We start from the raw sequence: 23,999 nt of genomic DNA, 5'->3' as shown, positions 1-23,999 counted from the left end.
GTATGGTTTCCAATCAAGACGCCCTTTCTTTTCTGGAGAAAAACTCCCTTTATGCAAATCGCTGGCTAAGTGCCCACGTGGATTGGCGCACTTGGTTGGAGGAGCGCATGCATACACAGGTCGATGCTACCCAAATCGATCAGTTGCTCCTGCCAATAAACCGGGCTCTCGATCGTCAGGAGTTGGATGAGGCGGCACTCATGAGTCAGCTACGGCTAGTTCGTCAACAGTTGATGCTTTGGATTGGTTGCCGAGACCTCAATGGACTGGCCCCTTTATTGGAGGTAACCCAGGCACTCAGCTATTTTGCGGAACAAGCACTTGGGCTAGTCGTGCGTTATCTTCGTGCGGATTTACAAGAGCGGTTTGGTCTACCTTGGGCTCGGACCGAAGACTATGAACTGCCACTTCTCATTGTCGGGATGGGTAAATTGGGTGGTCGTGAACTCAATCTTTCCTCGGATATTGATCTGATCTTCTTGTACGAGGAAGAAGGTGAGACCCAACATGGGGCAAGTTCGATTTCAAACCACGAGTGGTTTACGAAGCTAGGCCGGCGTCTGATCAAAATGATTTCTGAGCATGATGCGCATGGATTTGTGTTCCGGGTGGATATGCGCTTGCGACCTAATGGGGATTCTGGACCCTTAGTTTGTAGTCTAGAAATGCTCGAAGAGTATTTGTTTGTCCAAGGACGTGAGTGGGAGCGCTATGCGTGGATTAAAGGCCGTATGATTTATCCGCCCATATCACACCCCGATTATGTTCGATGTGAGAAGGGGCTTGAGCAAATTATTCGGCCATTTGTTTATCGCCGCCATTTAGATTACGGTGTGATTGCAGCCATTCGGGAGTTGCATGCACAAATTCAGCGAGAGGCAGATAAGCGGAGTAATCAACGCAGCGGGCGATCGCGTGACATTAAGTTAGGCCGCGGTGGAATCCGTGAAATTGAGTTTCTAGCCCAGATGTTTCAGTTAATGCGGGGCGGCACTGATCCGCGCTTACGAATTCGTCCAACCCTTGAGGTCTTAGATCGATTGCAAGAGGGTGGGCTGATGAGCGCAGAAGAAATTGAAGCCCTCAAATCTGCTTATGTGTTTCTGAGGCGTTTAGAGCATCGCATCCAGATTTGGGAAGACCAGCAGACACACTATTTACCCGAGCAGGATGATGCGAGAGCGCAGTTGGCGCAAGCCATGGCTGGACCGAATCAAGAAGGGCGTCTCGAAGAGTTTATGCAAACGCTTACCGAGCATCAAAATCAGGTGGCGCGTTATTTTGAAAAGGCCTTTGCCTTAGACGAAAGTAATCGTTTACAAATTGATGTAAACGACGCAAGCTGGCAACCCAATGCTGATTTATTTCCCATGGCTAATGAGCGGTGGAGCGCCTGGCAGGAGAGCTCCCGTGCCAAATCACTGCCAGAGAAAAGTCGACTTACGATACGAAGCTTATTAAAAAAAGCCGCGAATGATATTGAGGCTGATCATCCAGACGATGCAGATCAAACCCTCTTGCGATTTTTTGATCTCTTAGAGGCCATTTGTCGTCGTAGCGCCTATCTATCTATTCTGGCCGAGAACTCCAATGCCTTGCAAAAAGTATTGATGCTTCTCAATGCCTCGCAATGGGCTGCTCAATATTTAGCAAGGCACCCTCATTTATTAGACGATCTGTTATCAGCTAATGCGCAATCTGAGCTGATTCATGATCCTGAGAGTTATTGGTACAAAGTAAAGGCAAATCTTGATTTGCGTTTAGATGACGCCCTTGCAGATGGGGCGAGCCCAGATCATGCCATGGATATCCTGCGGGTAACGCATCACACTGAAACTTTTTTGATTCTCCTAGCTGATCTAGGAATAGGTGCTCCAGAAGGTCTAACTACTGAGCGGGTGAGTGATCGCTTATCTGCATTGGCTGATTTGATATTGCAGGCAACCTATGAGCGCGTTTGGCCATCGGTTGCAGAGAAGTTTGGTCTCAATCCTCAACATCTACCGCCATTTGCAGTGATTGCCTATGGGAAATTAGGCGGTAAAGAGTTAGGCTATGCCTCAGATCTTGATCTCGTGTTTTTGTATGACGCATCTTCAACCGACTATGCGGCTCAGGAGATTTATTCGGTACTCGGTAAGCGCATGATTAATTGGTTGACGACCTTGACCGCTGCCGGCACTTTATTTGAAATCGATACTCGCCTGCGCCCCAATGGAGCCGCAGGATTTTTGGTAACTAGCCTTGATTCCTTTCGACGCTATCAATTGCGCGAGGGGGATAACGCTGCTTGGGTTTGGGAGCATCAAGCCATTACTCGGGCGCGGTTTGCTGCTGGCGATCCAAATGTAGGAGCCCAATTTGAAGAGATACGCAAAGAGGTTCTTGCCCACGAACGAAATCATTCTGATCTCAAACATGAAATTATTGAGATGCGCCATAAGGTCCATGCTGGCCATCCTAATCCCTCCAACGATTTTGATCTAAAGCATGATCCCGGCGGCATGGTCGATATTGAATTCATTGTTCAATATTTGGTTTTGGGGTTCGCTCGCCAGTACCCTGATTTATTGGGTAATTTAGGCAATATTGCACTTTTAGGAATTGCCGCAAAGCACCAGTTAATTTCTGAGATGGATGCGCTTGAAATTGGGAATGCCTATCGCATGTTTCGGGCCCAACAACATCGATTACGTCTGGACGGAGCGGAAAAAATTCGGGTATCCATCCATGAGCACCCTGATTTTGCGAAAGCAAAAGCGTGCGTGACCAAACTGTGGGACGCAGTCTTTGGCGCTCCCTCGCAACCTGTTTAATTGACTTTAGGTTTGGTTTAGCAGTTCTCTCGCGTGTCGCCGCGTAGTGTCAGTAATGGTTGTGCCACCTAGCATCCGAGCAATTTCTTCAATGCGTTCTTGACGGCCCAAACTCCTGACTTCGGAATTGGTTTTGCCATCCAACGCTTGTTTGCTAACCTTGAAATGATGATCGCCTTGGGCGGCCACTTGAGCTAGATGAGTAACACAAAGGATTTGATGGGAATGACCTAGTTGCTTTAATAGTTCGCCAACCGTTTGAGCTACTGCTCCACCAATGCCAGAATCCACCTCATCAAAGATTAGGGTTGGGGTAAAGCTTGCCTTACTGGTAATGACGCTAATGGCTAAGCTAATGCGCGCTAACTCTCCCCCAGAGGCAACTTTGGCCAAAGGCTTAGGTGTACTGCCACTGTGCGCGGCGATCAGAAACTCAATTTGATCGATTCCATGACGACTGGCTTCGCTTGGACCCACAAGAACTTGCAGCTTACCGCCTGCCATTGCGAGGTGCTGCATCGCATCGCTGACGGCTTGGCTGAGCTCTGCGGCTGCCTGATGACGACGCTTTGATAAATCCCTAGCAAGTTTCAGAAATTCAGACTCTTGAACCTTAAATTTTTGACGCAAAGACTCGATATCTTGTGCTGCCGTGAAGGCCGCTAATTTTTCTTGAGAGCTAATCCAGAGTTCTGGCAATTGCTCGGGATTGACTTTGTATTTGCGGGCCGCAGTATGGAGAGCCTGCATTCGGGCTTCGAGTTCTGCAAGACGATCTGGATCCAAATCCATTTTTTGTCGGTATCGATTTAATCCATGAATCGCCTCGTCAATTTGAATTTGAGCATTACGAAGACTTTCATTGATCTCATTCAAATTAGGATCATGCCTCACTAAATCATCAATCGCATGCTGTACTCGATGAAGTTGTGATTCAATCGATTGCTCAGAATCGCTGAGGCTATCAATCGCAAGCTCAATCCCCTGAATAATCTTGGCAGCATTGGCTAGACGTGCATGCGCAGTTTGGATTTCTTCCCACTCGTGTGCTTGTGGTGCAATTTCATTGAGCTCATCGAGCTGCCATTGGAGACGTTCTTGCTCACGTTGTAAATCGGCGCCGGCCGCTTCAGCTTGCTGTAATTGCTTGGCAGTGGCATTCATGGATTGATATGCTTGCGCCACAATTGCTGCTTGGTCATGAAGATTGGCATGTTGATCGAGCAGCTCGCGTTGTGCACCGGTCTTGAGAAGGAGTTGGTGGGCGTGTTGCCCATGAATATCCACCAGACGATCACCCAGTTCGCGTAATTGATTTAATGAGGCTGCGCTGCCATTAATGTAGGCTTTGCTGCGACCTGAATGATCTATGCTGCGTTTAATCACAATCCGATGGTCATCTTCGAGCGGGAAGTCGGCCTCGCCTAGCCATGCTGCAATTTCATCTTGTAGATCCTCTTCAACCTGAAAAATGGCAGCGATCTCTGCGCGTTGGCAGCCTTCACGAATTTGACTGGTATCGGCACGCTCGCCCAGGGCAAGGGCGAGAGCATCGAGCAAAATCGACTTACCTGCACCGGTTTCACCAGTTAAAACACTAAAACCCGAGCCAAAATCAAGTTCTAGGTGATCCACAATCACAAAATCACGCAATGCTAATGATTGAAGCATATTGATTTGCCCAGATTAAAACGTGGAAGGATACTCGTTCCAGTGCAACTTTTCTCTTAGGGTCTGGTAATCACTGTGTCCCAGTGGATGTAGGAGGGAGATGGATTTGTTCGAGCGCTTTACCTCAACCCGATCACCGATTTGTAATTTAGTTAATGATTGCATATCAAAGTTCACAATTACTTCTCGGCCACCGGCAACTTCGATCGTAATTTGGGACTCTTGGGCCAATACGATGGGTCGATTGGAGAGAGCATGGGGGGCGATTGGTACCAGCACAATCCCTGGCACGCGGGGATGCAAAATGGGACCGCCTGCTGAGAGCGCGTATGCGGTTGAGCCGGTTGGGGTGGACACGATCAACCCATCAGAACGCTGGTTGTACATGAAGGAGCCGTTGACATGCACCTTGAGCTCCACCATTCCTGAGAGTCCTGAACGATTTACGACCACATCGTTTAAGGCTAGGCCACGATGAATCTCTTGATCGTTGCGCCATACAGCAGCCTCTAGAAGCGATCGTTCATCGATTTCATAATGACCATCAATCATGGGCGGTAGAACCGTTTTGGCCTCTTCAAAAGGGATGTCGGTCATGTAGCCCAAGCGCCCCATATTGATTCCCAAGAGCGGCACCCCCGTACCTGCGATCTGGCGACCAATGCCGAGCATGGTGCCATCACCCCCCAAAATCACCGCCAAATCCGTGGATTTCTGAAAATCCTGGAGCCGGATAACCTGCAAATTGGCCTCTGGCAAATGGGCGGCCGTGGACCCCTCAATACTGAGCTCGCAGCCATGATTGGTGAGGATTTGGGCCAATTCAAGTAAATGCTGGCCAATACCATCTGCTTGGTGCTTACCCACAAGGGTTACGCGCCTAAACTTCTTCTGCAAGGGTTTGCTTGATGGGCTTAACATATGACGATTAAACCATAGGCATAAAATTACTCCAATCATGGATGATCGTTCAAAAGTTCTACTCAAAACCTTAATCGAGAGATATATCGAGGAAGGCCAGCCAGTAGGCTCGCGGACCCTGTCACGCTTTTCAGGATTGGATCTCTCGGCAGCGACGATTCGGAACGTCATGGCCGATCTTGAGGATCTTGGTTTGGTGACCAGTCCTCATACTTCAGCCGGACGCATTCCAACCCCGCGTGGTTACCGTTTGTTTGTCGACACGATGTTGACCATTCGACCCCTAGAGGAGGTGGCTTCTAAACAGGTTGAGCAATCACTATATCCCGATGCTCCCCAAAAGGTGATCAGTTCTGCAGCTCAGCTCTTATCCAATCTGACGCATTTTGCTGGCGTAGTCATGACCCCGAAGCGCTCCCAGATTTTTAAACATATTGAGTTTCTGCGCCTTGGCGAAGGCAAGATTTTGTTAATTTTGGTGACTCCCGAGGGGGATGTGCAAAATCGCATCTTGCCGACTAACCAAGATTACAGCCCTGCACAGCTTACTGAGGCAAGTAATTTCATTAATGCGCATTTCTCAGGAAAGAGTTTTTCAGAGGTTCGCAGTCGCTTACGGGCAGAGCTAGATCACTTGCGGAGTGACATTGCTGGATTAATGGCGCTCGCCCTGGAGAATGGAGTGAGCGATACGGGATTAAATCACCCGGATGTGGTGATCTCGGGAGAGCGTCATCTACTCGATGTGGGTGAGTTGAGCTCCAATTTGAGTAAATTGCGCAAAATGTTCGATATGCTCGAGCAAAAATCCTTGCTAATGCAATTGTTGGACGTATCCAGTCATGCTGATGGCATCCAGATCTTTATTGGTGGGGAAAGCGAGTTGTTACCTTATGAGGATTTGGCAGTGATCAGCGCTCCCTATAGCGTGGATGGGCAAGTGGTGGGCACGCTCGGCGTGATTGGGCCCACTCGAATGGCGTATGATCGCGTGATTCCGATTGTGGATATCACCTCGAAGCTATTAAGTGGCGCCTTGAGCTCCTCTTGATGATTGGATCACTTTTGAAAACAAACCCTCATTTAAGAACCTCACGGACTGGTGTTTTGTTGATTAATCTGGGTACCCCAGAGGCGCCCACGCGCGCAGCGGTGAAAACCTACTTAAAGCAATTTTTGTCGGACCCTCGGGTCGTTGAAATTCCGCGCATTATCTGGTGGTTCATTTTGCACGGGATTATTTTGCCAATTCGCAGCGGCGCCTCAGCGAAGAAATATGCTTCGATCTGGTTAAAAGAGGGCTCACCTTTATTGGTCTACTCGCAAGCACAGGCTCAGGGTTTGCGGGATCGCTTTGCGGGCAAGGATTCCAATGTGATCGTGGACCTGGCGATGCGTTACGGTAAACCATCTATTTCCGAAGTCCTCAAACGTTTTCAAGATGCAAATGTTGAGCGTTTATTAGTATTGCCTTTGTACCCTCAATATTCAGCGACGACGAGCGCCTCAAGTTTTGATGAAGTGTTCTCGGTCCTTAAAACATGGCGCAATCAACCCGAACTTCGAATTGTGAAGCACTATCATGATCATGGCGCTTACATTGAGTCGCTACGTCAGCAGATTGAAGCCTACTGGGTGCAGCATGGTCGACCAGAATTTTCAAAGGGCGCCAAACTTATCATGTCGTTTCATGGCTTACCCAAACGAAATTTGATGCAAGGCGATCCCTATCATTGCGAATGTTTGAAATCGGGCCGTTTACTAGGAGAGGCTCTTGGATTAGAGCCGTCTAATTATCACGTCACCTTTCAGTCGCGTTTTGGGCGTGCCGAATGGTTAAAGCCTTATACCGCCCTAACGATTGAAGAGCTTGGAAAGGCAGGCTGCCCCCATATGGATATTGTTTGCCCTGGTTTCCCGGCTGACTGTTTAGAGACTTTGGAAGAAATTGCTATGGAAGGTCAAGAGATCTTTCATGAGCATGGTGGCAAAGAGTATCGTTATATCCCATGCTTGAATGACGATACTAATTTCATTTCGGCTTTGCACACCATTGCTTTAGAGCATATGCATGGCTGGTCAACAGCGCTCGAGTCCCCTGTAGTTTTGGAGCTTCGCAATCAGCGTGCCCAAGCAGCAGAGGCCGCGATTACTGTTGGATAACCACTCCCCTTGAAATGGGTGATCACTGACCCCATATAAAATGCAGAAAATAAGGTGGAACGACTATGAGTGATCACAAATCTGAGCAGCAAGCGGCTGATAACACAACATCCGAAGTGAATGAACAGCCTCCCCTGAGTATCGAAGAGGAGTTAGCAGAGCTCAAGACGAAGCTTGCTGAAATGCAAGATAACTTCTTACGTGCCAAAGCTGAGGGTGAGAATATTCGTCGTCGTGCTACTGAAGACATTGCAAAAGCCCATAAATTTGCTATTGAAAGTTTTGCGGAGCACTTGATTCCAGTGAGCGATAGCTTATACGCCGCCTTAGCCACTGAGGCTGGCGATGCAAAAGCGTTTAAGGAAGGTCTTGAGATCACCCTAAAGCAACTCATTGCTGCCTTCGAAAAAGGCCGTTTGGTTGAGATTAACCCTGAGCCTGGGGCTAAATTTGATCCCCACCAGCATCAGGCAATCTCCATGGTTCCATCTGACCAAGAACCCAATACGGTGGTCTCGGTCTTGCAAAGGGGCTTTTTGATCGCTGATCGTGTATTAAGGCCGGCTTTGGTGACGGTTAGCCAAGCAAAATAAGTTTGGGCCAATTATTTCAAGGACTTAGAGCCCTTGAAATAAGCTAAGTTGCCCCCATCTAGTCATTATTCGAAACAACGCCTCACCATCATTTGGAGCCATTATGGGAAAAATTATTGGAATTGACCTAGGAACAACTAATTCCTGCGTCGCAGTTATAGAGAACAACGCCCCTAAAGTCATTGAAAACGCTGAGGGTGCTAGAACCACTCCTTCCATCATTGCGTATATGGAAGACGGAGAGGTATTGGTTGGCGCGCCCGCTAAGCGACAATCAGTCACCAATCCAAAAAATACAATCTATGCGGTTAAGCGTTTAATCGGTCGCAAATTTACCGACGCAGAAGTGCAAAAAGATATTGGTTTAATGCCTTACAGCATCATCGCGGCAGACAATGGTGATGCCTGGGTATCGGTGCGCGATAAGAAAATTGCCCCTCAGCAAGTATCGGCTGAAGTTCTGCGCAAAATGAAAAAGACTGCCGAAGATTATTTGGGTGAAGAGGTCACCGAGGCCGTGATCACGGTGCCTGCTTACTTTAATGATAGTCAGCGTCAAGCCACGAAAGATGCCGGTCGAATTGCTGGTCTGGAAGTCAAGCGCATCATTAATGAGCCTACCGCTGCTGCTCTGGCATTTGGATTGGATAAGCAAGACAAATCCGATCGCAAGATTGCTGTTTACGACTTAGGTGGTGGCACCTTCGACGTTTCGATTATTGAAATCGCGAATGTGGATGGAGAAAAACAGTTCGAAGTGTTATCTACCAATGGTGATACTTTCTTAGGCGGTGAAGACTTTGACCAACGCATCATTGATTGGATCATTGCTGAGTTCAAGAAAGAACAGGGCGTTGATTTGAGCAAAGATGTCTTGGCATTGCAGCGCCTAAAGGATGCTGCTGAAAAAGCTAAGATTGAGCTGTCTTCCTCCCAACAAACCGAAATCAACTTGCCTTATGTAACCGCTGATGCAAGTGGCCCCAAGCATTTGAACTTAAAGTTGACTCGCTCTAAATTGGAGTCTCTAGTTGAAGAATTGATTGCTCGCACTATGGGTCCATGCCAAGTGGCGATGAAGGATGCTGGGGTTTCAGCAGCTGATATTGATGATGTCATCTTAGTCGGCGGCCAAACGCGTATGCCGAAGGTGCAAGAGCAAGTCAAAGCCATTTTTGGCAAGGAGCCGCGCAAAGACGTGAACCCCGATGAGGCGGTCGCGGTTGGTGCTGCGATCCAGGGGTCGGTATTGTCTGGTGATCGAAAGGATGTCTTATTGCTTGATGTCACGCCGTTGTCCTTAGGTATTGAGACCTTGGGTGGCGTGATGACCAAGATGATCCCCAAAAATACGACCATTCCGACCAAGCACGCTCAAGTGTTTTCCACCGCTGAAGATAATCAGCCAGCAGTGACTATCAAGTGTTTCCAGGGTGAGCGTGAGATGGCTAGTGCTAATAAATTGCTTGGTGAATTTAATTTAGAAGGCATCCCGCCATCACCCCGTGGCTTGCCACAAATTGAAGTGACCTTTGATATCGATGCCAACGGAATCTTGCATGTCACTGCTAAAGACAAAGCATCTGGCAAAGAGAACAAGATCACCATCAAGGCAAATTCAGGTCTCTCTGAGGATGAGATTCAGCGGATGGTGAAAGACGCCGAAGCCAATGCTGAGGAAGATCGTAAATTACTTGAGCTGGTCACCGTCCGAAATGCGGCCGATGCCTTAGCGCACTCCACAAAGAAAGCGCTCGATGAGCATGGCGCAAGTCTCGATGCTTCTGAGAAGAGTGCAATTGAATCGGCACTGAAAGAGCTTGAGGAAGCCATCAAGGGAAGTGATAAAGCAGCAATTGAGTCCAAAACGGAAGCATTGGCAAAGGCCAGTCAGAAGCTTGGCGAGAAAGCCTATGCTGCTGAGCAAGCAAAGGCTAACCCAGGCGCTGCTAATCCAGCTGGTGAGGCGAAAGCCAATCATGATGCAGAAGTGGTCGATGCTGACTTTAAGGAAGTGGATGAGAAGAAGTAATTCTTAAAAAAGAATGATGCAAATTGGTGAGTCGGCCTTGTGCCGACTTCGCCTTTTGGGCCAAGAAAAAGGAATGGGTTGTGGCAACTGGTAAACGTGATTTTTATGAAGTGCTGGGGGTTGGTAAAAATGCCAGCGACGAGGAGCTTAAAAAAGCTTATCGCAAATTGGCCATGAAATACCATCCTGATCGCAATCCTGATAACCCATCTGCCGAGGTAAAGTTTAAAGAGGCCAAGGAAGCCTACGAGACATTGGCGGACCCCCAAAAGCGTAATGCGTATGATCAATACGGCCATGCTGGCGTTGACCCTAGTATGGGTGGGTTTGGAGGGGCCGCGGGTGGTTTTGCTGACGCCTTTGGCGATATCTTTGGCGATATCTTTGGTCAAGGAAGAGGTTCTGGCCCTCAGGTTTATAAGGGCGCCGACCTGCGCTACAACATGGAGATTACTCTCGAGCAAGCTGCTGAGGGCTACACCACTCAGATTCGGGTGCCTAGTTGGAGTAATTGCAAAACCTGTAGTGGTTCTGGTGCAGAGCCAGGCTCAAAGATTGAGGAATGCCCCACTTGTGATGGCCGCGGCCAAGTCCGGATTGCTCAAGGTTTTTTCTCAATGCAACAAACCTGCCCCAAGTGTCGTGGCACCGGTCAATACATACCGAAGCCCTGTAAGACCTGCCATGGCAGTGGCAAGATCAAGGAGCAAAAGACACTTGAAATTAAGATCCCAGCCGGTATCGATGATGGTATGCGGGTGCGCTCCGTTGGAAATGGCGAGCCAGGTATCAACGGGGGACCCTCGGGTGATCTCTACGTCGAAGTACATGTCAAGGAGCACCCCGTATTTGAGCGCGATGGCAGCGATTTGCATATTCAAATGCCCGTTTCATTTGCGACCGCCACCTTGGGTGGTGATATTGAAGTTCCAACGCTTGGTGGCAGGGTTGAGCTAACGATTCCCGAGGGAACGCAAACGGGCAAAACCTTCCGATTGCGCGGCAAAGGAATTAAGCAGTTGCGTTCTTCCCTATTGGGTGATTTGTATGTGCATGTCTTGCTTGAGACCCCGGTGAAATTATCGGAGGAACAAAAAGCATTGCTGTCTCAATTCGATGAGTCGCTTCGAAGTGGTGGTAAAAAACACAGTCCTCAACAAGAGGGTTGGTTTGAGCGAATGAAGAGCTTTTTTAACTAAGAGGCAAAGCAGTGCTCGGGTCCAGGAAATTTTCCGGACTTAACTTCACGAACATAGGCTTTAATCGCTGCCTCAATCGAGCTGTTGCCAGCCATGAAGTCTTTCACAAACTTCGGCGCTTTGCCAGGGCTAATTCCGAGTAAATCTGGCAGTACCAAAACTTGTCCGGAGCAATTTGGCCCCGCTCCAATCCCAATCGTGGGAATATGAAGTGATTGGGTAATTTTTTCTCCGAGCGCTGATGGGATCGCCTCCAAGACAAGCATTTGAGCGCCTGCGGCTTGGCAGGCATGCGCCTGTTCAAACATCAGAGCACTAGCATCTTTTGACTTGCCTTGGACTTTATAACCCCCTAGTAAGTGCACGGACTGAGGTAAAAGCCCCAAGTGAGCACAAACCGGAACACTGCGCTCGACTAAAAATTGAATAATATCGACCTGCCAACTGCCTCCTTCAAGTTTCACCATGTCGGCACCTGCGCGCATCAGCTCGGCAGCCGATTCCAATGCTTGCACAGGGTCTCCATAGCTCGCAAAAGGTAGATCGGCAATTAAGAATGCATGCTGATTAGCCCGGGCAACGCATTCCGTGTGATAGGCCATTTCCTCAACGGTGACTGGAGTGGTACTGCTGTGACCTTGGATTACATTGCCAAGGGAGTCCCCAATCAAAATCACTTCAATTCCACAGCGATTGAGAAGGGCGCTCATGGTCGAGTCGTATGCGGTTAGAACCGCAATTTTCTCGCCATCAGCATGCATGGCGAATAACTTCGTGATCGTAATTGGCTTATCGCCTTGTAAATAACTCATAAACCAATTTTAAGCCTAATGCAGCTGTTGGTCGCAATCGCAGTGTTTGCAAGTAATTCGGGTGATGCGTTGATGCGCAATGTTCGGCAAAAGATTTTTTAGAGGACCATAATTGGGCAAGAAAAAATCAGGGCAGATTTCAAGTAAAGGAAGAATCACAAATGAGCGTTCGGCAATGCGTGGATGCGGAATGGTGAGCTCCGAATGATTTTGCTCGATACCTTCATAAAACAGAATATCAAGATCAAGGGTACGGGGTGCATTGGCGTAAGGGCGTTCGCGACCAAACTGATGCTCGATCGATTGGCAAACATACAAAAGTCCATAGGGATTGAGTTCAGTATCAATTTCGACAACTGCATTGATGTAATCACCGCCTACGGCGTTTACAGGCGCGCTTTGATAAAAGCAACTTTTGTTAACAATATGAATTTGAACATGCTGAGCAAGGCAGACGATTGCATCGGTGATGCTCTGCCGAGCATCGCCAATGTTGCCACCAAATCCAATAAAGGCCTGCGCCATGAGTTTCCTACTAAGAATATGCGCTTACTTTACTGAAAATCAATTAACTTTGCTTGGCGTCATTTGACCCAGAATCGGCATGGGCATCAGGGTTTGGCTTGGGCTTTTTTGACCTGCGGCGCCTGTTTCTATTTGGGTTTGATGGGGTTTTGCCGGAAGCTAAATCTTCTAGCTTGGCACTTGCCAGCAAGGCTTCACGTTCGGGTAAATCCGCATGATAAAAGTCTGTCCACCATTGCCCAAGACCGGGTTTGCAATACCCTGTTTGGCCGCGTAGGAGCATGAAGTCGTAGCCAGCCCGAAAGCGCGGAACCTCTAGCAGTCGCTCGGGGTAGCGCCCCACTCGTTTTTCAAAACGCGGTTGCATCGTCCAGATATCCCGCATATCACCCTCATGGCGGCGCTGAATGGTGATGCCGGTATGTGCGGGGGAGACAACCGTATCAATTGCAGCATGAAGTGCTGCTAACGCTGGCATTCCAGTATTTCGAAGTACTTGCCACTCCTTCTCTAAATCGGGCCAAAGTAGGGCTGCAAATAGAAAGCCCGGGGAAACCGATTTACCCATTTGAATTCGTTCATCGGTATTGCGCAGCGCCTGTTCAATAAATTGAGCTGCTTGCGCATCTTCAAGGACACGATTCATAAATGGCAAAAGCCCATGATGCAAGTTCGCATCACGTAATGCCTGGATTCCAGCCCAAGCATGCCCTGACATGAGTAACTTCAAAATCTCATCGAATAGGCGAGCGCTTGGAACGTCATGGATTAATTGGCCAAGCTCATGAATCGGTGCGAGTGTCTTAGGCTCAATCTGAAAACCTGTCTTAGCAGCAAAGCGAATCGCTCGTAACATACGAACGGGATCTTCGCGGTAGCGCTTTGTCGGGTTGCCAATCATACGAATCGTTTTAGAGCGTATATCCTCCATGCCACCGTGATAATCGAGCACTGTTTCTGAGCTGGGGTCGTAATACATTGCATTGATCGTAAAGTCACGGCGGGCGGCATCTTCGGCATGTGTACCCCAAACGTTGTCACGCAGAATACGACCGCTCTCGGCTATGTGCTCGCCCACGCTTTCTAACACCGCCCGAAAGGTAGAAACCTCGATAATTTCCGGACGCTCTTTACCAAAAAAAGTGACATGCACAATCTGAAAGCGGCGACCAATCAAGCGTGAGCGTCTAAATAATTTTTGGACCTGTTCAGGAGTGGCATTGGTTGCTACATCAAAATCCTTAGGGGCGATCCCCAAAACCAGATCGCGAACTGCCCCGCCCACAATATAGGCCTTATAACCCCCTTGTTGCAGGGTGTGTGTCACCTTGACCGCATTTTTTGAAAGTAAGGCAGGGTCGATCCGATGGGTTTTCTTAGAAACCTTATGGGCTACTAGGGTGGCCCCAGATTGATCTGACTTGGGGCGAGGGCCTCGACGCAATAACCGATCGATGAATTTAGTGATCATGAGGATGCGCCAGAATTAATTTAATGAAATAGTTCTAAGATCGGCCAATTTCGCTTCTCGGCTTCTGCACGCAAGCGGGCATCTGGATTGGTGGCCACTGGATTGGTTACTTTTTCTAATAGTGGCAAATCATTCATGGAGTCGGAGTAAAAGAAGCTTTGCTCGATGGATTCCAAGCGTAATCCCAAACCGGCTAACCAATCATTAACTCGAGTAATTTTTCCTTCCTTAAAGCTCGGAACTCCCACAATACCGCCTGTGAAATTTGCTCCTGGTTGATTATTCTCCGTGGCCGGTTCAGTAGCAACTAGATGTTCAATTCCAAAGGCGTTCACAATCGGGCGAGTGACAAAACTATTGGTAGCGGTCACCACACAACACAAATCCCCCGCATCTAAATGTTGTTGGACAAGCCTCATCGCTTGTGGATGAAGACGTCCATCGATCTTCTCTTGCATAAATGCACGATGCCAGCCCTCTAATTGCGTACGCGGGTTGTCAGCCAAGGGTTTTAGGGCAAAACGTAAGAATGCATCAATATCAAGCTTACCTATTTTGTAATCGGCGTAAAACTGATCGTTGGCTTTGGCATATTGCTCCCCATCAACAACGCCTAAGCGCACCAGAAATTGCCCCCATTCGTAATCGCTGTCAAACGGTAAGAGGGTGTGATCTAAATCAAACAGAGCTAAGCGAGTCATGGGGTGTGTCCAGAAATTTGTAAGAGTTCACGAACCAAGGGTAGGGTAATCGCGCGCTTGGTCTCCAAAGAATAGGCATCGAGTGCATCGAGTAATGCCATCAAACTTGGCATATCTCGATAGAAATGATGAATCAACCAAGGCAAAACTTCGTTGGATAAGATCAAACCCCGCTCTTTTGCAGCGCGAGATAGCGCCTCGATCTTCTCTGAATCAGACAGCGGATGAACTTCAAAGATCAGCCCCCAGCCAAGACGGGTACGCAAGTCTTCTCGTAATGTCAATTGTGCAGGGGGCACATGCCCAGATAGATACACAAACGAGTGTGGTGAGGCATGTACTAAATTGAGTAAGCGAAAAAGGCTGGCTTGTTGATGCGTATCCAGCTGATCCACATCATCAACGGTCATGATGATCGGTGCAGGGTTTACCGCTGCAGAGAGTTTTTGCTCGGCATCGACCCAGGTACTCGGATCGTTGGGTAGCAGGCGAATCGATCCCATCCCAAGCGTTTGCGCTTGGTTTGCGATAGCGCTAAGAAGATGAGAGCATCCGGCGCCAGCGCTTCCCCACCAATAAAACCAGCGTCCCTCAATCGAGTGGGAAGCGGTCTTAGCAGGAGAGTTCCAACGAGCGATGGACTGGTTGAGTGCGTCAATCAGTGCCTCATTACCATTCGGTAAAAAATTGTGCAATGAGGGTTTAGGGGCTTGATTGATATCGAGCGCAAATTGACGGGGCAGTGCGGATGGGGCCATTACTTTTGATACCAGGTACTTTGGGCGTATTGCGACCATGCAAAGCGGATCAATACCAACACAACCGCGCTAGCTGGTAGGGCAAGTAACACTCCAAAAAATCCAAATAATTTAGCGAAGATTAGTAAAGCAAATAAAACCGCCACTGGGTGAAGCCCAATTCGTTCGCCTACTAAACGGGGGGTTAGGAAAAATCCTTCGAGCACTTGGCCAATCCCAAATACGACCAGCACAATCACGAGTTCAGGTCCAAGCCCAAATTGCAAAATGACCGATAGGATCGCCAGAATCAGACCCAGCGCAATTCCAATATAAGGAATCACAATCACCAAGGCGGTAAATACGCCTAGACCGAGTGCTCCATGCATACCTGTCAAACTCAATCCGGCGCTATAGAAAACCGCCATGATCAAAATCACCAGCATTTGCCCCCGCAGGTATTGCGATAGCAATAAGTCGGTTTCTAGTGCTAACCTGACCGCAGTGTCTTGATAGCGAATTGGAAGCAGTTGCTTGAGTAATTCAAAGAAGTGTTTCCAATCAATCAGCAGATAAAAAAGAACGAAGAGAATCAAGACAATATTGACGAGGCCGCCAAGTACGGAGCTACCAGAGGCTAAGATGGTTTCAAAACTCGTACTTAATATTTGGTTGGCGTTTGCAGAAAAATGAGCAGTCAATTTTTGCGTAATCGCATCTCGCAAAGCGAGCCAATCGATCTCAATATTCAGGCTGAGTAATTTAGGCCCCAGCCACGTTTGCAGACTTTGAAGCCAAATGGGTAGCTGAGCCTTAATGAGAGGAATTTCATAGCGCAGTAGATTAATCAGCAGTAACAGGATGATGAGAAAAACGCCAAGCCCAAAAAGCATGCCGATGCTGCTGGCAAGGGTTTTACCAAGTCCTAGATTTTGAAGACGCAGAACCAAGGGCCTCAGAATGTAAGCCAAAATAAATGCAAATAGAAAAGGGGTAAAAATTTCAGCCATGGGCCTTCATACTCTAGAATTCAGAGATTCTAACGATGTAAATGACTGATCTGCAGGATTTACCCTTTTTTGAAGACCCATTTATGACTAATCCATCAAAAAGCCCAGGCTTGTCTTACCGTGACGCGGGTGTCGACATTGACGCTGGGGACGCTCTAGTTGATCGTATTAAGCCACTGGCAAGAAAGACCATGCGCGATGGTGTTTTGGCGGGAATTGGAGGATTTGGGGCTTTATTTGAGGTACCCAAACGCTACAAAGAACCCATTTTGGTATCCGGTACCGATGGGGTTGGCACCAAATTAAAGCTCGCTTTTGAGTGGAATGCCCATGAGACGATTGGCCAGGATTTAGTGGCGATGAGCGTTAATGACATTTTGGTCCAAGGCGCCGAATCTCTTTTCTTTCTCGATTACTTTGCATGCGGTAAGTTATCGGTCGATACAGCAGCGACCGTAATCGCCGGAATTGCCAAGGGGTGTGAGTTGGCTGGCTGCGCCTTAATTGGGGGTGAAACTGCTGAGATGCCAGGCATGTATCCGCCGGGTGAATACGATTTGGCAGGCTTTGCGGTTGGTGTGGTTGAGAAATCGAAAATTATTGATGGCTCCAGTATTCGGCCGGGTGACGCAATTATTGGAATTGCATCTAGTGGTGCGCATTCAAATGGCTATTCCTTAATTCGGAAGATTATTGAGCGAGCTGGCGCAAAACCCAGTGAGACCATTGAGGGTAAGACCTTGCAAGAATTAGTTATGGCACCCACTCAAATCTACGTTAAGCAACTTTTAAATGTGATGTCGCAACATCCCTTGAAGGGATTGGCGCATATTACGGGTGGCGGTTTAGTGGATAACATCCCACGGGTGTTACCAGAGAATACCCAAGCAGTGCTGCGTCGTGATTCATGGAGCCTGCCACCGCTGTTTCGTTGGTTGCAAATGAAAGGCGGCGTTGCTGATGCGGAGATGGTGCGTGTCTTCAATTGCGGCATTGGGATGGTGGTTGTCGTTGAACAGCAAGAAGCAAAAGCTGTGATTGCTAGTATTGAACAGCAAGGCCTAAATGCTTGGTTGTTAGGTGATATTGCTCAGCGTCCAGAGGGAGCGCCACAAACGATTCTTATTTAAAGGATCTTTGGAGGGTGACCATCGCCATTGATTTTGCGGCTTGAAGTTCTGCTGGGTTCAATGGGTCAAACGTATGCCGCTGCATCGCTCTTAGCCAAGTCATCTGACGTTTACTGAGCTGTCGTGTGGCAGCGTATGCTTTTTGTTTCATCGTCGAGTAATCTACCTTGCCCTCTAAGTATTCCCACACCTGGCGATAGCCCACCGAGCGAATCGCCGGCAAATTAGTATGCAAGTCGCCGCGCTCAAATAAAGAGCGCACCTCGTCCATGAAATTATTTTCAAGCATTTGATCAAAACGTTCTTCAAGACGTGTATGCAGAGATTGACGGTTACTCGGTTCTAAAGAAATCACTTCAACGGCATGCTCGGAGAGCTCTGAATCACGCCCAGTAGCGCTTGGTGACTCTTCAAACAACTGAGATATGGGTTGGCCCGTTAATGCATAGACCTCGAGCGCTCGCTGAATTCGTTGGCTATCGTTAGGCTGTAGTCGACTTGCAGTAACTGGGTCAATTTGAGCAAGTTTGGCATGCATACCAGGCCAACCCAACACGGCAGCTTCATCATCGAGTTGCTTGCGGGTTTGTGGATCAGCAGGGGGTAATTTGGAGAACCCATAGACCCAGGCTCGCCAGTACAGCATGGTTCCCCCCACAATGAGTGGAATATGTCCCCGCGCCTGAATCTCTTCAATTAATTGTTTTGCATCGCTAGCAAAATGAGCCGCTGAATAACTCTCGCTCGGATCACGAATATCAATCAGATGATGCGTAACCTCAGCTTGTTCAGCAGCAGTGGGCTTTGCTGTCCCGATATCCATCCCACGATAAACTAGGGCGGAGTCCATGCTGATGATCTCGATATTCAGATGCTGTTGGCGGCATTGCCTGGCTAACTCAAGCGCTAAATTGCTTTTGCCGACCCCGGTAGGGCCCACAATCGATAAAACCTTGGCCGACATCCGCTCTGTTGAAATTAATGTTGACGCACTTGATGCTCAAGCGTGGCAATATGCTCCCGGATTTCATCGGCATCTGAAGCGTTAGGAACTTCGGTGAGGTATTGCTGCATATCGTCGATGGCAGGGCGCAGATACTCCAATTGCGCATAGATTAGGCCGCGATCCCGAATCTCTTCCACGGCATCAGGCAAGAGGATCACAAGTCGCTGTTGAACCCCCAACAAGCGCTCCCAACGCTCATGTTCGGTATAAATGAGTTTGAGGTTGCGCAAGAAACGCGAGATGATCTCGCGGCAGCTGGAGACTCGCAAAAATACGTTCAGTGGGAGTTGTAACTCGCCAACATAACCCTTTGCCTCCAAATACGGATCGAGCATCTCTTGAAGTTCGTGCTTCGATAGGGATGCACCAGTCAGCGGATCCATAATGATCTCGCCTTGGGGTAAGGAAACGCGCAGCATAAAGTGATTGGGAAAGGACACCCCACGGATTTTTAATCCAATCTGATTGCCAAGCTCCATCATTAAGATCGCCAATGAAATTGGAATGCCCCGACGACTTTGTAAAACATGATGCAGATAAGAGTTCTCGGGGGCATAAAAATCATTGGGATTGGGCCCAAATCCAAGTTCGGTATAAAAGAAATGTTTGAGCTGTTGGAGTCGCTGCACCGCAGAAGCATCGGCGGAGATTCGTTTTTTGAGTCGATCGCCTAGCTGATCAATCTCATCGAGGGTATGTTGGACATCTAAATCAGGAAATGCATGTTGGGCTACTGCAATGCATGCCTCCGTGAGGGGAAAATGCTCGTCCTCAGCAACCAAGGTGGCAAAGTAGTCAAGTTGTTGAGTTGGCATATTTCCTATTTTGCATGACGCAGAAAATTTTGCCAGCGTAAACCGACGATCCACAGGCTGGCAAAGTAAATGATTGCTGCTGCACCCAACCAAAGACCAAGAAGACCAATGCGAATCAAGGGGTTGACTTGTAAAGCGAGCCAATCGTGTGCCTGTGCACCATAAAAAAGCACCATGCTCAGTGGCAATAGTCCAACAAGCAGTTGACCGAAATATTTGAACCAGCCAACCGCGCTTGGAAGGGCCCCACGTCGACGTAGCCCTAGCCACAACAGGGCTGCGTTTAAACACGCCCCAAGACCAACGGATAGAGCAAGGCCAGCATGGGCAAACAGTGGCACGAGCCCGATATTGGCGAGCTGTGTAAAGACTAAGACCACCAATGCAATTTTGACGGGGGTACGGATATCCTGACGTGAGTAAAACCCTGGGGCTAAGATCTTGACCAAAATGAGACCAATCAGACCTACACCATAGGCAGCCAGTGCTTGCCGGGTCATTTCCACATCCATGGCATTAAATTGCCCGTAGTGGTACAAAACCGCTGAGATTGGGGTACCAAACAGAAATAAGGCGATCGCGCAGGGCGCTGCCAGTAAAAAGGTGAGGCGCAATCCCCAAATCAACAACTCTCCAGCCTGCGCAGTATCTTGAGCGGCATTTGCTTTGCTAAGGCTTGGTAATAAAACAGTTCCAAGTGCAACCCCCAGCAGAGCGGTCGGAAACTCCATTAGGCGATCCGCATACGAGAGCCAAGAGACGCTACCGGTTTGCAAATGCGAGGCAATATTGGTATTGATGATGAGGGAAATTTGCGCAACGGAGACTGCAAATACAGCCGGTACCATGAGTTTTAGGACACGGCGGGCATCTGGATTTTGCCAGGCGGATTTGATTTTTCTGGGGAGCAAGCCAATCCGAGGCAATAATCCGAGTCGCATTAAGGCTGGAATCTGAATCGCCAGCTGCAAGACACCACCGATCATGACCCCGATGCTTAAGGCGTAAATCGGTTGCTCTAAGGTGGGTGCAATAAAAAGGGCGCCACCGATTAGGGAAAGATTGAGGAGTACAGGGGTAAAGGCAGGAACCGCAAAGCGTCCAAAGGTATTGAGGATGCCCGCTGATAACGAAACCATGGAAATGAGGCCAATATAAGGAAACATGACCCGTGTCATAAAGACGGTGGTCTCAAAAGCGGCCCCATCCTTGAGACCCGCTGCAATAATAAAAACCAGGATTGGTGCTGCGATGACCCCAATCATGACCGTGAGACTGAGGGCCCAAAACAGAATGGTGGCAATCGCGTCTATTAGCGCTCGGGTCTGATCTTTTTCTCCCCGATTGGAGATTTCTCCCAGGATTGGTACAAAAGCCTGGGAGAAAGCCCCCTCTGCGAAGAGCCGACGCAATAGATTGGGGAGTCTGAAGGCTACATTAAAGGCATCGGTCCACTCCGAGGCCCCAAAGCTTCTAGCGATCAAGGTTTCCCGAACCAATCCCGTAATGCGGGAAACCATGGTCAGGGAGCTTACCTTCGCTGCGGCAGAGAGGAGGTTCATGGCCTAATTTTCCCTTATTTGGGGGGAGGGGTGGGCATTTTGGGGTCTTTAAGGTAGAATGTCAGGTTTTCGAGATCGGATATTTGATCTCATATAACGCTAATGAATTTAGCCCCACTTTCTTTAAGGGACTGATTTCATTCTAATTATTTGTTTAGATAGGTTAATTGAATGGCTAATACCGCACAAGCTCGCAAGCGCGCTCGTCAATCCGTGAAGCTCAATGCTCACAACGCTAGTTTGCGTTCCAAACTTCGCACTTCCATTAAGGCAGTTCGCAAAGCAATTGAAGCTGGCGATAAAGATGCTGCAAAGAAAGTATTTGTTGCTGCGCAATCGACCATCGATAAGATTACCGATAAAAAGATTGCCCATAAAAATACTGCCGCTCGCCAGAAGTCACGACTATCTGCTGCGATTAAAGCAATGGCCTAATTTTTAGGCCTGTTGCGGGCCTAAGGAAGTACTGATTTTCTGACCCGCTCTCCTGTTGAGCGGGTTTTTGTTTAGTGGAGCGTTCTTTTGCACAATAAGCCGCATAACACTTCGATCGCATCATCAAGTGCTCAGTTTGCAGAGTGGGGTAATGGCCAATCACTGGCTAAGCCACAATCTCCTGGCCGACTTAGGCATTACCTGCAATTTTCGGACTTTAGTCGTGATGAGTACGAGTATCTGTTTGGTCGCGCCGCGTGGTTAAAGGAGCGGTTTAAGCGCTACGAGACCTGGCATCCATTGCACGATCGCACTCTAGCCATGATCTTCGAAAAACACTCGACCCGTACTCGCCTTTCTTTTGAAGCAGGCGTTCATCAGTTGGGTGGGCATGCGGTTTACATGAACACGCGTGATACCCAGTTAGGACGGGGTGAGCCGATCGAGGATGCTGCGCAAGTCATCTCACGGATGACTGACATCATCATGATTAGGACCTTTGAGCAAGAGACGATTGAGCGCTTTGCTGCCAACTCGCGAGTTCCTGTCATGAATGGTTTGACCAATCAATATCACCCTTGCCAAGTATTAGCCGATGTATTTACCTATGTCGAGGCACGCGGACCGATTCAGGGGAAAACGGTGGCATGGGTTGGTGATGCGAACAATATGGCGTACACCTGGATTCAGGCGGCTGAGAAACTGGATTTTGAGTTCCGCTTCTCTGCCCCCGAGGGATATCAGTTGGAACGCTCCCGCCTTCAGCCATCAGCCTTTAATCATCTCGTCGTCTGTGCTGACCCAAAGGATGCGTGTAAGGGCGCCGATTTGGTAAGCACTGATGTATGGACCAGCATGGGATATGAGGCTGAGAACGCAACGCGGATGGCAGCATTCAAGAACTGGATGGTGACCGAGCAGTTAATGGCATTAGCCCATCCTGACGCACTCTTCATGCACTGTTTGCCTGCGCATCGCGGCGAGGAGGTTAGTGCCGGAGTAATTGATGGCCCCCAAAGTGTTGTTTGGGAGGAGGCTGAAAACCGGCTGCATGTCCAAAAGGCTCTGATGGAATTCTTACTCTGTGGTCGCTTATAAAATCAATTTTCGTCATCGCAGTGATTGCTTAACTTATTGAGATCGTAAACACTATGTCTGAAATTAAAAAAGCAGTATTAGCCTATTCTGGCGGCCTTGATACCAGCGTGATTCTGAAATGGCTTCAAGATACTTATGGTTGTGAGATCGTTACCTTTACCGCCGACTTGGGGCAAGGCGAGGAGCTCGAACCTGCACGCGCTAAGGCACTCAAATTTGGAATTAAGCCCGAGCACATCTTTATTGATGATCTGCGTGAAGAGTTTGTGCGTGACTTTGTGTTTCCAATGTTTCGGGCAAACACGATTTACGAAGGCGAGTATTTGCTAGGAACATCAATTGCTCGCCCTTTAATCGCAAAACGTCAAATTGAGATCGCCCGTCAAGTAGGCGCAGATGCGGTATCCCACGGCGCTACCGGTAAAGGGAATGATCAAGTGCGGTTTGAACTTGGTTACTACGCACTTGAGCCCGGAATCAAGGTAATTGCTCCCTGGCGTGAGTGGGATTTGCTCTCGCGAGAAAAACTTCTAGCTTATGCAGAAAAACATGACATCCCTGTGGAGATGAAACATAAACAAGGGGGTGCTCCTTATTCCATGGATGCTAATTTATTACACATTAGTTTTGAGGGGCGGCATCTCGAAGATCCAAACGCAGAAGCGGAAGAGGCAATGTGGCGCTGGACCGTTTCCCCGGAGAAGGCCCCCGATCAAGCGCAGGTGATTGAAATCGAATTTAAGCAAGGTGATCCAGTCGCGATCAATGGGAAATCCTTAAAGCCTCACGAATTACTATCCGAGTTAAATCGACTGGGCGGTGCGCACGGTATTGGCCGACTGGATCTGGTCGAGAATCGTTTCGTCGGGATGAAGAGCCGGGGTTGCTATGAGACGCCTGGCGGAACTATTTTGCTCAAAGCGCATCGTGCGATTGAAAGTATTACCTTAGATCGTGAAGTCGCTCATCTCAAGGATGATCTGATGCCGCGCTATGCCGCGCTGATCTATAACGGCTATTGGTGGTCGCCTGAGCGCTTGGCATTACAGACTTTAATTGACCATACTCAGAAAACTGTGAATGGGGTTGTGCGTCTCAAGTTATACAAAGGTTCAGTTTCTGTGTTGGCACGCGATTCAGCCAATACCTTGTTTGATCAAACCATTGCAACCTTTGATGATGATGGCGGCGCATATAACCAAGCCGATGCCGGTGGCTTTATTAAACTTAATGCATTGCGGATGCGGATTGCTGAAATCGCAAAACGTAAACGCGCAAAATAATCACCAAACTAGGAAAGAG

The 23,999-nt window shown here is 48.5% G+C and carries 21 protein-coding genes; 10 read left to right on the top strand and 11 right to left on the bottom strand.

The genetic code is table 11. The features are described 5' to 3' along the window. The first annotated feature begins 2 nt into the window (after positions 1-2). Positions 3-2,816 (top strand): bifunctional [glutamate--ammonia ligase]-adenylyl-L-tyrosine phosphorylase/[glutamate--ammonia-ligase] adenylyltransferase, encoded by a 2,814-nt coding sequence (gene glnE, locus QUE60_RS07475; RefSeq protein ID WP_286226586.1) that lies wholly within the window; start codon positions 3-5, stop codon positions 2,814-2,816. Between the two features lie 6 nt (positions 2,817-2,822). Here glnE and recN read toward each other — a convergent pair whose 3' ends face one another. Together recN and QUE60_RS07465 are read right to left on the bottom strand one after the other, a co-directional pair. Continuing rightward, positions 2,823-4,487: a DNA repair protein RecN gene (recN, locus tag QUE60_RS07470; RefSeq protein ID WP_286226585.1), complete on the bottom strand. Its 1,665-nt coding sequence runs from the start codon at positions 4,485-4,487 to the stop codon at positions 2,823-2,825. 15 nt (positions 4,488-4,502) lie between these two features. Further along, positions 4,503-5,408, bottom strand: a complete 906-nt coding sequence (locus QUE60_RS07465; RefSeq protein ID WP_286226584.1) for an NAD kinase — start codon at positions 5,406-5,408, stop codon at positions 4,503-4,505. Positions 5,409-5,442: 34 nt separating this feature from the next. Between QUE60_RS07465 and hrcA the strand changes: the two genes are divergently transcribed. The 5 genes from hrcA (at position 5,443) to dnaJ (ending at position 11,395) form a co-directional block, all read left to right on the top strand. After that, positions 5,443-6,459: a heat-inducible transcriptional repressor HrcA gene (gene hrcA, locus QUE60_RS07460; RefSeq protein WP_286227509.1), complete on the top strand. Its 1,017-nt coding sequence runs from the start codon at positions 5,443-5,445 to the stop codon at positions 6,457-6,459. Continuing rightward, positions 6,459-7,571: a ferrochelatase gene (gene hemH, locus QUE60_RS07455; protein WP_458574787.1), complete on the top strand. Its 1,113-nt coding sequence runs from the start codon at positions 6,459-6,461 to the stop codon at positions 7,569-7,571. The genes hrcA and hemH overlap by 1 nt, the downstream gene beginning before the upstream one ends. 65 nt (positions 7,572-7,636) lie before the next feature. Then, positions 7,637-8,164, top strand: coding sequence for a nucleotide exchange factor GrpE (grpE, locus tag QUE60_RS07450; protein WP_286226582.1), 528 nt, complete (start codon positions 7,637-7,639; stop codon positions 8,162-8,164). Between the two features lie 103 nt (positions 8,165-8,267). After that, entirely contained in the window at positions 8,268-10,196 is a 1,929-nt protein-coding gene (gene dnaK, locus QUE60_RS07445) for a molecular chaperone DnaK (RefSeq protein WP_286226581.1), read from the top strand. Positions 10,197-10,276: 80 nt separating this feature from the next. Continuing rightward, entirely contained in the window at positions 10,277-11,395 is a 1,119-nt protein-coding gene (gene dnaJ, locus QUE60_RS07440) for a molecular chaperone DnaJ (protein ID WP_286226580.1), read from the top strand. Here dnaJ and panB read toward each other — a convergent pair. From panB to QUE60_RS07410, 6 genes are read right to left on the bottom strand one after another with little or no spacing between them, the layout of a single operon-like run. After that, positions 11,392-12,207 carry a 3-methyl-2-oxobutanoate hydroxymethyltransferase gene (panB, locus tag QUE60_RS07435; protein ID WP_286226579.1) on the bottom strand — a complete coding sequence of 272 codons (816 nt, stop codon included), beginning with the start codon at positions 12,205-12,207 and terminating at the stop codon, positions 11,392-11,394. The genes dnaJ and panB overlap by 4 nt on opposite strands. 15 nt (positions 12,208-12,222) lie before the next feature. Further along, positions 12,223-12,732 carry a 2-amino-4-hydroxy-6-hydroxymethyldihydropteridine diphosphokinase gene (gene folK, locus QUE60_RS07430; protein WP_286226578.1) on the bottom strand — a complete coding sequence of 170 codons (510 nt, stop codon included), beginning with the start codon at positions 12,730-12,732 and terminating at the stop codon, positions 12,223-12,225. A gap of 43 nt (positions 12,733-12,775) precedes the next feature. Beyond that, the gene (gene pcnB, locus QUE60_RS07425; RefSeq protein ID WP_286226577.1) at positions 12,776-14,203 is read right to left on the bottom strand and encodes a polynucleotide adenylyltransferase PcnB; all 1,428 of its coding nucleotides are present in this window, start codon (positions 14,201-14,203) and stop codon (positions 12,776-12,778) included. Positions 14,204-14,223: 20 nt separating this feature from the next. Next, the gene (locus QUE60_RS07420; RefSeq protein ID WP_286226576.1) at positions 14,224-14,904 is read right to left on the bottom strand and encodes a histidinol-phosphatase; all 681 of its coding nucleotides are present in this window, start codon (positions 14,902-14,904) and stop codon (positions 14,224-14,226) included. Continuing rightward, complete coding sequence (gene hda, locus QUE60_RS07415) at positions 14,901-15,662, bottom strand: DnaA regulatory inactivator Hda (protein WP_286223438.1); 762 nt, start codon at positions 15,660-15,662, stop codon at positions 14,901-14,903. The genes QUE60_RS07420 and hda overlap by 4 nt, the downstream gene beginning before the upstream one ends. Next, positions 15,662-16,651: an AI-2E family transporter gene (locus tag QUE60_RS07410; RefSeq protein ID WP_286226575.1), complete on the bottom strand. Its 990-nt coding sequence runs from the start codon at positions 16,649-16,651 to the stop codon at positions 15,662-15,664. The genes hda and QUE60_RS07410 overlap by 1 nt, the downstream gene beginning before the upstream one ends. Before the next feature lie 83 nt (positions 16,652-16,734). On the opposite strand from QUE60_RS07410, the gene purM reads away from it, so the two are divergent. After that, positions 16,735-17,781 (top strand): phosphoribosylformylglycinamidine cyclo-ligase, encoded by a 1,047-nt coding sequence (gene purM, locus QUE60_RS07405; RefSeq protein WP_286226573.1) that lies wholly within the window; start codon positions 16,735-16,737, stop codon positions 17,779-17,781. On the opposite strand, the gene miaA is transcribed toward purM, so the two are convergent. From miaA to murJ, 3 genes are read right to left on the bottom strand one after another with little or no spacing between them, the layout of a single operon-like run. Continuing rightward, positions 17,774-18,745, bottom strand: a complete 972-nt coding sequence (gene miaA, locus QUE60_RS07400; RefSeq protein WP_286226572.1) for a tRNA (adenosine(37)-N6)-dimethylallyltransferase MiaA — start codon at positions 18,743-18,745, stop codon at positions 17,774-17,776. The genes purM and miaA overlap by 8 nt on opposite strands. A gap of 14 nt (positions 18,746-18,759) precedes the next feature. After that, complete coding sequence (locus tag QUE60_RS07395) at positions 18,760-19,602, bottom strand: SirB1 family protein (protein WP_286223434.1); 843 nt, start codon at positions 19,600-19,602, stop codon at positions 18,760-18,762. 5 nt (positions 19,603-19,607) lie between these two features. Next, positions 19,608-21,164 (bottom strand): murein biosynthesis integral membrane protein MurJ, encoded by a 1,557-nt coding sequence (gene murJ / locus QUE60_RS07390; protein WP_286226571.1) that lies wholly within the window; start codon positions 21,162-21,164, stop codon positions 19,608-19,610. 171 nt (positions 21,165-21,335) lie between these two features. Here murJ and rpsT point away from each other — a divergent pair, with 171 nt between their 5' ends. The 3 genes from rpsT (at position 21,336) to QUE60_RS07375 (ending at position 23,980) form a co-directional block, all read left to right on the top strand. Beyond that, the gene (rpsT, locus tag QUE60_RS07385; protein WP_108508965.1) at positions 21,336-21,599 is read left to right on the top strand and encodes a 30S ribosomal protein S20; all 264 of its coding nucleotides are present in this window, start codon (positions 21,336-21,338) and stop codon (positions 21,597-21,599) included. Positions 21,600-21,761: 162 nt separating this feature from the next. After that, entirely contained in the window at positions 21,762-22,697 is a 936-nt protein-coding gene (gene argF, locus QUE60_RS07380) for an ornithine carbamoyltransferase (protein WP_286227508.1), read from the top strand. Positions 22,698-22,750: 53 nt separating this feature from the next. Further along, positions 22,751-23,980, top strand: coding sequence for an argininosuccinate synthase (locus QUE60_RS07375; RefSeq protein ID WP_286226570.1), 1,230 nt, complete (start codon positions 22,751-22,753; stop codon positions 23,978-23,980). The last annotated feature ends 19 nt before the right edge of the window (positions 23,981-23,999 follow it).

Origin of the sequence: Polynucleobacter sp. HIN11 (assembly GCF_030297675.1) — a bacterium.
Taxonomy (GTDB): Bacteria; Pseudomonadota; Gammaproteobacteria; order Burkholderiales; family Burkholderiaceae; genus Polynucleobacter.
Note: the sequence above shows the minus strand (reverse complement) of the source record. Positions and strands in the feature narration are given on the sequence as shown.